This is a genomic window from Acinetobacter sp. TY2 (assembly GCF_046269225.1).
Taxonomy (GTDB): Bacteria; Pseudomonadota; Gammaproteobacteria; order Pseudomonadales; family Moraxellaceae; genus Acinetobacter.
In genome coordinates, this window is the sequence record NZ_JBJZOR010000006.1 from 87,293 (window position 1) to 98,832 (window position 11,540).

Sequence of the window (11,540 nt, forward strand, 5' to 3'; positions counted from 1 at the left end):
GGTATGGTCACAGTGCGTGAACAGTTACCTGGAAGACTCACCGAGTTATCTGAGGAAACGACTGTAGAACATGCCGAGGAAGCGCAACAAGGGTTAAATGCTTGGTTAGCGCGGGTGAGCGGTATACTTGATGGTGCCAAGCTTAATCAACTGTCAGAAGTTGCAACGCTGGTTTTACAACGTGAGCTTAATATTGCATCGGGGCATAAAAGTAATTCTTTTTCGACAGGCTTGGGAATGGCAGACATTCTTGCGCATTTACATGTCGATGAAGATACTTTATCCGCAGCGTTGCTTTATCGTAGTGTTCGTGAAGACATTATTACACTCGATGAGATTCGTCAAAAATTTGGTGAGAGCGTTTATAGCCTCGTCAAAGGTACTTTGGCGATGGGTAAACTGTCTGAACTAATTGAGAAAAATAAGCGCCTCGAAGATCATTTTAATAACAATCAACGAGAGCATTTGTCTGGCATTTATAAAATGCTGATTTCGGTGACGGAAGATGTCCGCGTTGTTCTCATTAAGTTGGCAGAACGAACATTTGCACTGCGTGAATTGACGACATCAACTAAAGAACGTCAAGAACGTGTTGCACGAGAAATTCTCACGATTTATTCGCCATTGGCACATCGTTTAGGCATTGCACAGTTAAAATGGGAGCTCGAAGATTTAGCTTTCCGTTATTTGGCACCTGAGCGTTATAAAGAGATTGCATCTCTACTTAATGAAAAGCGTTTAGAGCGTGAGCAATATATTCAGTTTGTCGTTGAAAAACTTAGAAATGAACTTGCAGAACATGATATTCATGCTGAAATTTCAGGTCGGGTAAAACATATTTACTCAATTTATCGAAAGATGAAGAGTAAAAATCTGAGTTTTGATCAGTTATATGATATTCGTGCAGTACGTGTATTGGTCAATGATGTTTCTGAGTGTTATCACGCTTTAGGTCTTGTTCATCAAATTTGGCGACACATTCCACATCAGTTTGATGATTACATTACCAATCCGAAAGCTAACGGTTATCGCTCACTGCATACAGCGGTGATTGCTGAAAACAAATCGCTTGAAATTCAGATTCGTACTGTAGAAATGCATGAAGAAGCGGAGTTGGGTGTATGTTCACACTTTAACTATAAAGAAGGGTCTAAAAATACCGATTATTCATTTAACCATCGTTTGCATTCTTTGCGTGCGGTACTTGAGCATTATCAAGAGCGCACTGAAACGAGTGCACATCCGAATGAAGATGAAACTGAGGATTTTGAACAAATTCAAGATTTTGAAGGTTTTGAAAAAATCTATGTGTTCAGTCGTGATGGCGATATTCGAGAGCTACCGCGAGGTTCAACGGTACTAGATTTTGCTTATCATGTACATACTGAAGTCGGTAATAAATGCTACGCGGCACGTGTCAATCAGCGTTATGTGCCATTAACCTACACCTTAAAAACAGGTGAACAGGTTGAAATTTTAACTAAAAAAGATCGCGAACCAAATCGTGATTGGTTGGTAAATTCGCTCGGTTATATTAAGACTTCACGTGCACGAGATAAGTTACGTCATTGGTTTAGGCAGCAGGATCGTAGTAAAAATCTTGAGGTTGGGCGTGAAATTCTGAATAAAGAATTATCTCGTTTAGCGATTCACCCGAAAAGTATTGATTTAAGTGATTATACCAATTATTTCAATGTGAAATCGGGTGAGGATATTTTGGTTGCTTTGGTTAATGGAGATATCGGTCTTCATTCATTGATCAATCAAGTCAATCGACATATGCACCTCGATCAGGATGAACCTGAACTTGTATTGAAGCCAACATTAAATCCACGTGCAAGCCATACATTGTCTGCGCATGGCATTCTTATTGATGGTCTTGATAATGTGGAATTACATGTTGCACAGTGTTGTCAGCCTGTACATGGTGAATCGATTGCAGGATATATCACACTCAATCGTGGTGTGAGTATTCATAAAGTCGAATGTTCTGATTATTTGCGTATGATCAAGAATGAACCTGAGCGTGCTGTAGAAGCTGATTGGGAAATGCAACCGACACGAGGTCAAAGTGTACAAATTGTGGTGGATGCATATGATCGCCGTGGTTTGCTTAAAGATTTGACTCAGGTGATTTTCTCCGACCAAATCAATATTCGTCAAGTTAATACTATTTCAGAATCGGATGGTATTGCCAATATGAAACTCTTGATTGAAGTCAAAGGTTTAGCACAACTTTCCCGTTTACTTGCTCGACTTGAGCAACAACCAGGAATTATTAGTGCAAGACGTTTGGTACAAGGAAACTAAAGCATTTTCATTCGATAGTGATAAAAAAACCTGCTTTATGCAGGTTTTTTTAGGAAAAATTAAAATTTGAACTGCTTATAGTGTTGGTAAATACCGCTGTTTTCGATAATTGATGTGTATAAGTGGTTTGAAAATATTTATGATTTACGACTAATAAAAATGTTACTCAGTCGGTTGATAAATTGGGGGCTTTTATTTGAAAGTTGATACATAATTTTAGTTTTTAAGCCAATAGGGGTATGTGTTGGGGTGAAAATGGAATCTTTAGTTTTAACTAAAGTAAGGATTTCATCGGCAACATTTTGAGGTGTTAAGCTTACGCCAATATTTTGAATACTTGCAGCATCCATATCTTTGATCATTGCAGTTTGGACAAACAATGGCATCACATCAAGCACACGAATACCATATTGCTCCCATTCAACATCTAAACCTTCGGTAATGCCTCGTACGGCAAATTTGCTTGCAGAATAAGATACTAAGTCAGCTTGCCCATAAATTGCAGACGCAGAGGAAAGGTTAATTACACGTGCAAACCGTGCTTTACGAAGGAGTGGTAAGGCTGCGTGACAACCATTCAGAACACCTTTCACATTAATATCAATGGTGCGGTGGTGTGCTGAAATGTCGGTTTTTACGAAATCACCTGAATATAAAATTCCAGCATTATTGACTAAAATATTGAGCTCCCCAGCCCATTCACTAAACTCTTGTAGCGCAGTTTGCCATTGATCATATTGGCAGACATCGAGCTTTCCTGCCTTGGCATTAATTCCTAACTGTGTTGCAAGTTCTTGTGCTAAAGCTTCATTTAGATCATAAATTCCGACTTTATAGCCTTGTTGATAAAACAAGCGTGCGATGGCTGCACCAATGCCTTGAGCAGCACCACTAATAAAAATACTTTGATGCATTGAAATTCCTTTTAGTTTTGTAAAATGAGAAGATTTTATTTTCTTTAGTTGTACATAAAATGCCTGTTGATAACAAGGATCTTCAGTCACTCTTATGATCTGCTATGCTGACGAGCAAACTTTGGTTGTGGGAGAATGATGTGGAACAGTTACTAGCGATTATGGAAAAACTACGTGCAGAATGCCCTTGGGATCGAGAACAAACGCCAGAGTCATTAACTCAATATGCTATTGAAGAAGCCTATGAGGTTGAAGAGGCGGTGCGTTCAGGTCATACAGATGATGTACGTGATGAGCTTGGTGATTTACTTTTACAAGTGGTTTTTCAATCGCAAATGTATAATGAGCAAGGTGCTTTTGATTTTAATGATGTTGTGAATGCTGTTTGTCAGAAACTCATTCGTAGACATCCACATGTATTTCAAAAAGAAAAATTTGAAAATTTAGATGCAGATCAAGTGTCTGTATTGTGGAAAGAAATCAAACAACAAGAAAAACAAGGTAAAGTGCAGAGTCGTTTGGATCAAGTCAAACATGGTTCAGCCATCATACAAGCGGAGAGTATTCAGAAAAATGTGGCTGAAATTGGATTTGATTTTGCAACAGTTCAAGATGCCTTTGACAAAGTTGAAGAAGAAATTGCAGAATTTAAAGAAGCTATGAGCGATCAAAATTCCGATGAAATGCTAGCAGAATTTGGTGATTGTTTATTTTCATTTATTAATGTTGGTCGTAAACTTGGGCTATCGAGTGAGATGGCATTATTAAGCACCAATTATAAATTTAAAACACGTTTTGCTTATATTGAGCAACAAGTGAAAAAACAGCAGAGAACATTGACTGAGCTAAATCTTCAGGAAATGGATGCGCTGTGGGATGAAGCAAAACAACATTTACAAAACAATCAAAATAATATTGAGGCAGGTGTAAAACCTGCAATTTAGCAGGAAAATCGGTATGAAATTAGACTTTTTTATTCGTTCTTTTGGTTGGCTTATGTTGTGTATGATTAGTTTTACCCATGCACAACAATATGATCATAACTATTTGAAATGGAAAGAAACTCAACAAGCACAAGATGAAAAACTAAAACTACAAGGAAAAGTACCTACCTCACCGAATCACTATTTATCACGTCCTATTGTTCAGCCTGTAGCGGTGGTAAAACAGGGTGCAACGATCAGTCAGGGAAAAATTAATTTAAATACTGCAACGGTAGATGAATTGCAGCAGTTAAATGGTATTGGTTTAAAAAAAGCACAAGCCATTATTGATTATCGAGTAAAACAAGGAAAGTTTAAAAATATTGAGGAGTTGAATAATGTGAAAGGTATTGGCCCTAAATTATTTGAAAAAAATAAGAATCTCATTCGAGTTTAGAAATAAATCGTTTATTTACCTTTTATCTTGATGTGAAATAATCATCAACTTAACGCATCGAATGGGGGATAATAAATTGCCCTTTGGTTGTGTAAGCGATATGATTGGCATAATGATTATATTTACGTCCTGACCTGGGAGACAGCGTCTTTTGCAAACTTTGCATGCGTCCAAGTGTGGATTATCCACCGCTCAATTACCTTCTTCAATTTTAGATGTTATTGACTCCTTAACCAAAGCCGGCTATGAAGCATATATTGTCGGCGGTGGTGTGCGTGACTTAATGCTCGGTTTAAATCCTAAGGATTTCGATGCCGTTACCAATGCAACGCCGAATCAGGTCAAAGAAGTATTTGGTCGCCGTTGTCGAATTATCGGTCGTCGTTTTGAATTGGCTCATGTATATTCGGGTCGAGAACTGATTGAAGTTGCAACCTTCCGAGCACCACCGAAAAAAGCGGTGACCTCTGCTGCGGGTATGATTTTACGCGATAATAATTGGGGTACAATTGAAGAGGATTTCGTACGCCGAGATTTTTCAATCAATGCGATGTACTACCAACCACGTAAAGGTGAAGTGCTAGATTTTTGTAACGCGATTACAGATATAAAAGAAAAAACTTTACGCCTTCTTGGTGATCCTGCTCTGCGTTTTGAAGAAGATCCAGTTCGTATGCTACGAACTTTGCGTTTTTCAGCTAAGCTCAATTTCAGTATTGATCCTGCCATTCTTAAAGTGTTTACTCCACAAATGACGGAACTACTGCGTGATGTATCACCGCACCGTTTATATGATGAGTCACAAAAATTATTCACCATGGGACATTTACATCGTGTGATGCCTATGTTGATTGAATTTGGCATTTGGCAACAATTGTTTGCTGAAATTCCACCTGTCATTACCACATTTATGGAACGCGCGGCTAAAAATACAGATCAACGTATTCAGATGGGTAAAACCATCAACCCAGCATTTTTCTATGCGGTGTTGTTGTGGAAACCATTTTTAGAGCGTTGTGAAGCACATCTTGCTAAAGGTATGGTTCCTGCTGAAGCGCGTGCGCAAGCTGGCTTAGATGTTCTTAAACGTCAAGCAACACGTACGATTATTCCACGGTTTGCTGAAACGTTTATTCGTGAAGTTTGGGAAATGCAAACACGTTTGTTGAATCCTAAACCACAGCAAATTGCGGCATTATCGAATCATGCACGTTTCCGTGCAGGTTTTGACTTCCTATTGTTGCGTGAAAAGTCAGGCGATGAAACGGCTCAAGGCATGGGTACTTGGTGGGATGCTTACCAAAATATGTCTGCCGATGAAAAAGAACGTGCGATTAGTCAATACAATCGTCAACGTGCTAAGAGTCGTCGTAAAGCAACAACAGAAGCTGTGGTTGAAGAACCAAAGCAAGTGTCTGCTGAAATTGAACCTTTAGTAAAAGAAAGTGAAGCTCGTACTCGTCGCTCACGTAAAACCTCTTCAGAGCGTGATGGTCGAGATCAGCGGGGTACATATGATTCACGTAGCCGTAATGATGCGCGTGGTGGCAGTAATGCACGTGTCCAAAGTAATCCGAATGAAATCAATGCAGATCATCCGATTATGAAACGTAGACGGGTACAGCGTGATTTAACACAGGTGGTCTTTGGACCGACTCAATGAGCATAGTCACTTATATTGGTATGGGTAGTAATCTTGGTGATTCTGCTCAAATTCTCAAAGAGGCTGTTGCGCAGTTAGCGACGCTCGGTACAGTTAGTGTCTCAAGGTTATATCAAAGTCCCCCAATGGGACCACAAGATCAACCGAATTATCATAATGCAGTTGCTCGTTTAGTGACTGATCTTGAGCCATTGTTATTACTTGATGAATTACAACGCTTTGAACTTGAATCTGGGCGTGTACGTTTACGTCATTGGGGAGAGCGTACACTCGATTTAGATATTTTGCTTTATGGCGAAAAAAATATTATAAATGATCGGCTCACGGTACCGCATGTTGGTATTCTTGAGCGTGATTTTGTGGTGATTCCTTTATTGGATTTAGATGCCGAACTTCAAATAAATGGTATCGCACTGCATAGTCTAGATCTAGTACAGCAGTCAACCCTGACTGTACTCGAAGGTTCGTCTTGGGCACAACATTAATCAAATGTTGTATAACCGAGCAGCACGCATTGATAGAGGATGATTGTCATGATTAGTCTAAGTGATTTAAGACAATTTAAGCAGCAAGGGCGTAAGTTTTCATGTCTGACTTGTTATGATGCAAGTATGGCAAAAGCAATGGAACTTGCTGAAATTGACAGTATTTTAATTGGTGACTCGTTGGGTATGGTCGTGCAAGGGCATGATTCAACCTTACCTGTCACTGTAGCCGATATGGCATATCACACTGCGGCTGTACGTCGTGGCAATCAACATTCATTTATTATGTGTGATTTGCCTTTTATGAGCTATGCGACTCTGAATGATGCATTAGTGAACTCTCGTACTGTTATGCAGGCGGGTGCACAAATGATTAAAATTGAGGGTGGTGCATGGCTGTCTGAAACAGTACAAGTTTTGACCCGTAATGGTGTGCCAGTTTGTGTGCATTTAGGCTTAACACCGCAGTCTGTACATGTATTTGGTGGTTATAAGTTACAAGCAAAAACACGTGAAGCGGCTGATCAATTAATTGCAGATTGTAAAGCTGTGGTAGATGCAGGTGCAGCAATTTTATTGCTTGAATGTGTGCCTTCACAACTAGGTTCAGAAATTGCTGCTTTATTTCCAAATGTTCCTGTGATTGGTATTGGTGCAGGCGTTGAAACAGACGGTCAGGTGCTTGTCGTTCAAGATATGCTTGGATTGACCTTTGGTCGTGTGGCACGTTTTGTGCGTAATTTTATGAAAGAGCAGTCTGGTGAAATGGCAATTATGGATGCATTTAAGGCATACCACGTTGCAGTACAAGATAAAACTTTCCCTGCAAAAGAACATATATTTCAGGTTGAGCTGTAAACATGAAAACTGAAACAACAATTCAAGGTTTATCTGCATCATTAAATCCTGCACGTTCAGCACGAAAAACGATTGGTTTTGTGCCAACAATGGGGAATTTACATCAAGGTCATTTAAATCTTGTACGTGAAGCACGCAAGCTGTGTGATGTGGTTGTCGTCAGTATTTTTGTCAATCCAATCCAGTTTGGACCAAATGAAGATTTTGATAACTATCCACGTACTTTAGAACATGACAGTCATCTACTTGCAGAAGTGGGTTGTGATATTGTTTTTGCACCAACAGTTGAGCAAATGTACGGTAAACAGCCTCGTTTGACCAATATTAGCGTGGGCGAAATCACCAATGATTTGTGTGGTTTGCAACGCCCAGGTCATTTTGATGGCGTGGCTGTTGTGGTGACTAAGTTATTCAATATTGTGCAACCTAACTTTGCATTTTTTGGGCAAAAAGATTTTCAACAATTGGCTGTGATTAAACAGTTGGTTCGTGATTTGAATATGCCGTTAGAAGTCATTGGTGTGCCAATTGCACGTGCAGAAGATGGTTTAGCTTTAAGTTCTCGTAACGGTTATTTAACCGAACAAGAACGTCAAACTGCACCTGTGATTCATCAATCATTAAAAGTGGCTGAAAAAGCATTACAGGGTGGAACAGCACTTGATCTAAGCCTTGAGCAAATTCGTGCGGCATTGACTCAAGCAGGTCTTGTTGTCGACTACATTGAAGCACGTACGCCTATGTTACAAAAGGTGGCTCAGTTTGATCAGGATGTTATCTTGTTTGTTGCTGCAAAATTAGGTAAAACACGTTTAATTGATAATCTACAGGTTAAACACTCTGTAGGATAATAAATGCAGTTAATTTAACTGTTAAACCACTATTTTAGGATCGCTATGCCATGAAGCGTATACTTATCGTGACAGGACAATCAGGTTCAGGGAAATCATCTGCATTGCAGGTGTTAGAAGATCTTGGTTATTACTGTATTGATAATTTACCTTTGGCATTGCTACCTGAAATTGTGGAAAAACTCGATAAAGAAAATAATCTTGAGCAACTCGCACTTGGTGTAGATGTGCGCAGTACACGAGCAGATTTACAAGAATTTGACCATGTATTCCAAGTATTACAAAGACATGGCTCAGTCGATGTCATTTATTTGACCACACGAGATCAAGAGCTGATTGCACGATTTAGTGCATCTAGACGACCACATCCATTGTCTGTACGTTATCAAAGCTTAAACGAATGTATTCAAGAAGAAAAAACTTTACTCTTGCCTATTCAATTTCGAGCAACGGTACATATTGATACTACCGACAAAAGTGTACATGATTTAAAAGATACGCTGTTGTCGAAACTCGGACAGTCCGATAAACTGATCTTAATTTTACAATCATTTGGTTATAAACACGGCATTCCATTAGATGCTGATTTTGTCTTTGATGTTCGACATTTACCTAATCCACATTGGGATTTGGAGTTGCGAAAATTTTCGGGTTTAGATGAGCCAATTCAAAAATTTTTACAGTCGAGTGATCAAGCCAATGAGATGTATCAGGATATTTACTCTTTTTTAAATAAGTGGTTGCCTGCATTTGCAGAAGGGCATCGTCATTATATAACGGTGTCCATTGGATGTACGGGTGGACAGCATCGTTCTGTTTATATTGTCGATAGATTACAGAAGGCTTTACAAGCTGAATGGTCTGTTCAGGTCTTACACAGGGAAATGAAGCACTGGTCATGATTGATACAACAGTTGACGTAATTAATAAATTAGGGTTACATGCGCGTGCATCAGGAAAGCTGATTGAAGTCACGACCCAATTTCGTTCATCGATTCAAATTGGGAAGGATGATAAATTGGTCGATGCCAAGAATATTCTTTCTTTACTCATGCTTGGAGCAGGTAAGGGAACCACTTTGCGTTTAGTGATTGAAGGTCCAGATGAGGAAAAAGCACTCTCTGAAGTTCAGGCACTTTTCGCTGCAAAATTTTATGAGGCAGATTAATCGTGGCACGTCGTACGCAACGTTTTACTGAAGATGACTTTGAATCTTTAGAAGGGCGTGCAAGTAAAACTGAACAAAAGAAAGCTGTGCAACGCATGGCTGCTTTAGGTGAACAACTTGCAGAGCTATCTAAAAAACAAATTTTAGCCTTACCGGTTGAAGAACGTTTGATTGAAGCTTTGCTTGATGTTCAATTGATTAGCTCACATGAAGCACGTCGTCGCCAATTTTTACGTATTGGTAAATTATTACGCAATGAAAATGAGACGGTAATTTTATCTTATTTGACACCAAAACAGGGTGCAAAGAAGACGGCACAATTATTACGTTGGGTTGATCGTATTGTTGCTCAGGGTGATCCTGCAATTAAAGAGTTTATTAAGACTTATAATGCTGCAGAGCATCATGCGATTCGTCAGCATAGCTTGCGTATTATTCGTGATATTAAGCAAGAAAAATCTGCTGAAGTGATCGCTGAGTCAAAGTTGAATTTATTTAACTATGCGCAGCAAGTGGCTTTGATCTCTGAAAATAGTAAATAAATTTGATGTATTTAATTAAGCGACTTCGGTCGCTTTTTTAATGTCTGCTATTTCATCGGTCTGAGCATTAAATAGATTGCTATAATTAAAATATGTGACTAAAATCACATTATTATTTATAAATGAATAATTTTTACACATAATAATTTAGAGTAATTAGAAATGATAAAATTTATATTGCCTGTTTTAATAGGGGGAAGTGTTGGGTTGGTTGGATGTTCATCTACAAATTCAGTTTCAAAAGTTACTGTACCTGTAGTTGCAGACCAAAGTCAGCTTTTGGTGAATGAGCTTAAAAAAGGCTTATCTTTATATTTTGGAAATAATTCAGCAACAGTTGAAGATAAGTATGATATTTATCTTACAGCAGCCTCTCAATTTTTGAAAAAAGATATGGGGTATGTTTTAGTTTTACAAGGGTTTACGGATAGCAGTGGTGGAAGTGCAACGAATAAACGTATCTCCTTGGAGAGAGCAAATGCGGTACGTAATCAAATGATTCGAGAGTATGGAGCTAATCCATCACAGATTATTGCAAGTGGTTTAGGTTCTGCACAACCGATTGCGAGCAATGCAACATCTGAAGGTCGTGCTAAAAATAGACGTGTAACAGCAACATTGAGACTACGGTAAAGATTTATTTTTCAGCAGACTTTTAGTGTATGTAACGTCATTCAGACTCCAGACTGACTGGCGTTATTTTTTAGTAAATAAGTTATGAAATTTGAACTTTAGATTAGATTTATAAGTGATTAAGACTAGAAGCGATAAAGATTTTATCGCAAAGTACTTCAATGTTTTTATATTTAGATCGAATATACTGATAACTTCATTAAAATAGTATGTTGACTTGAATTATGGATATTCCAAAACAGTTGCAAGATTTACCTGCCAATGGTGGACTTTATGCGATTTGGATGTTGTTTCAACATTATGAGGTTGATCTTGAAATAACAGATCTTGTTCAATTGTGTCGCCATACTGAGGATGAGGGAACATCAACCATTAGTCTTGCTGTTGCATTAAAACAACTTGGTCTACAGGTTTCCTTTTATACAGAGCCTGATCCTGATTTACAGCCGACGGAACAATGGTTTTATGAAAAAGCTGCAGAGATGAGTATTCCTGTTCAAGCTGCAATTGAATATGCTCAAATCTTACAAGCAATTGAGCAAGGCAAATTTGTGATTGTGTATTACGATACTTTAGATGGTGTTGGCAATCATTCTCTTATTTATTCAGCAGACTCAGAAGAAGTCTGTTTCTTTGATAGTTTTGATGCGATGCCGATAGCAGTTTTTGAGCAACAACGCCAAGCTGAGGGTATTTGTCGTCAAGTGATTATTATTGGTGAATAAAAACTATTGCT

General features: G+C 38.6%; 13 protein-coding genes. 12 read left to right on the top strand and 1 reads right to left on the bottom strand.

Going from position 1 to position 11,540, the window contains the following annotated elements:
* The first annotated feature begins 3 nt into the window (after window positions 1-3).
* Complete coding sequence (locus ACK1JC_RS05395; protein ID WP_409510839.1) at window positions 4-2,310, top strand: RelA/SpoT family protein; 2,307 nt, start codon at window positions 4-6, stop codon at window positions 2,308-2,310.
* A 137-nt stretch (window positions 2,311-2,447) separates the two neighbouring features.
* Here ACK1JC_RS05395 and ACK1JC_RS05400 read toward each other — a convergent pair whose 3' ends face one another.
* The gene (locus tag ACK1JC_RS05400; RefSeq protein ID WP_409510840.1) at window positions 2,448-3,224 is read right to left on the bottom strand and encodes an SDR family oxidoreductase; all 777 of its coding nucleotides are present in this window, start codon (window positions 3,222-3,224) and stop codon (window positions 2,448-2,450) included.
* A 140-nt stretch (window positions 3,225-3,364) separates the two neighbouring features.
* Here ACK1JC_RS05400 and mazG point away from each other — a divergent pair, with 140 nt between their 5' ends.
* The 11 genes from mazG to ACK1JC_RS05455 all read left to right on the top strand — a co-directional run bounded on the left by mazG (window position 3,365) and on the right by ACK1JC_RS05455 (window position 11,529).
* Window positions 3,365-4,168: a nucleoside triphosphate pyrophosphohydrolase gene (gene mazG, locus ACK1JC_RS05405; protein ID WP_409510841.1), complete on the top strand. Its 804-nt coding sequence runs from the start codon at window positions 3,365-3,367 to the stop codon at window positions 4,166-4,168.
* A 13-nt stretch (window positions 4,169-4,181) separates the two neighbouring features.
* Entirely contained in the window at window positions 4,182-4,604 is a 423-nt protein-coding gene (locus tag ACK1JC_RS05410) for a ComEA family DNA-binding protein (RefSeq protein WP_409510842.1), read from the top strand.
* Between the two features lie 151 nt (window positions 4,605-4,755).
* Entirely contained in the window at window positions 4,756-6,267 is a 1,512-nt protein-coding gene (gene pcnB, locus ACK1JC_RS05415; RefSeq protein ID WP_409510843.1) for a polynucleotide adenylyltransferase PcnB, read from the top strand.
* Window positions 6,264-6,752 (top strand): 2-amino-4-hydroxy-6-hydroxymethyldihydropteridine diphosphokinase, encoded by a 489-nt coding sequence (gene folK, locus ACK1JC_RS05420; protein ID WP_409510844.1) that lies wholly within the window; start codon window positions 6,264-6,266, stop codon window positions 6,750-6,752. The genes pcnB and folK overlap by 4 nt, the downstream gene beginning before the upstream one ends.
* 48 nt (window positions 6,753-6,800) lie before the next feature.
* Window positions 6,801-7,610: a 3-methyl-2-oxobutanoate hydroxymethyltransferase gene (panB, locus tag ACK1JC_RS05425; RefSeq protein ID WP_409510845.1), complete on the top strand. Its 810-nt coding sequence runs from the start codon at window positions 6,801-6,803 to the stop codon at window positions 7,608-7,610.
* Window positions 7,611-7,612: 2 nt separating this feature from the next.
* The gene (panC, locus tag ACK1JC_RS05430) at window positions 7,613-8,461 is read left to right on the top strand and encodes a pantoate--beta-alanine ligase (RefSeq protein ID WP_409510846.1); all 849 of its coding nucleotides are present in this window, start codon (window positions 7,613-7,615) and stop codon (window positions 8,459-8,461) included.
* A gap of 50 nt (window positions 8,462-8,511) precedes the next feature.
* A complete protein-coding gene (rapZ, locus tag ACK1JC_RS05435; RefSeq protein ID WP_409510847.1) occupies window positions 8,512-9,363 on the top strand; it encodes an RNase adapter RapZ in 852 nt (283 codons plus the stop codon).
* A complete protein-coding gene (locus ACK1JC_RS05440) occupies window positions 9,360-9,629 on the top strand; it encodes an HPr family phosphocarrier protein (protein ID WP_409510848.1) in 270 nt (89 codons plus the stop codon). The genes rapZ and ACK1JC_RS05440 overlap by 4 nt, the downstream gene beginning before the upstream one ends.
* Window positions 9,630-9,631: 2 nt before the next feature.
* Window positions 9,632-10,171: a ribosome biogenesis factor YjgA gene (gene yjgA, locus ACK1JC_RS05445; protein ID WP_409510849.1), complete on the top strand. Its 540-nt coding sequence runs from the start codon at window positions 9,632-9,634 to the stop codon at window positions 10,169-10,171.
* A gap of 162 nt (window positions 10,172-10,333) precedes the next feature.
* Complete coding sequence (locus tag ACK1JC_RS05450) at window positions 10,334-10,804, top strand: OmpA family protein (protein WP_409510850.1); 471 nt, start codon at window positions 10,334-10,336, stop codon at window positions 10,802-10,804.
* Between the two features lie 224 nt (window positions 10,805-11,028).
* The gene (locus tag ACK1JC_RS05455; protein ID WP_409510851.1) at window positions 11,029-11,529 is read left to right on the top strand and encodes a cysteine peptidase family C39 domain-containing protein; all 501 of its coding nucleotides are present in this window, start codon (window positions 11,029-11,031) and stop codon (window positions 11,527-11,529) included.
* Window positions 11,530-11,540 lie beyond the last annotated feature (11 nt).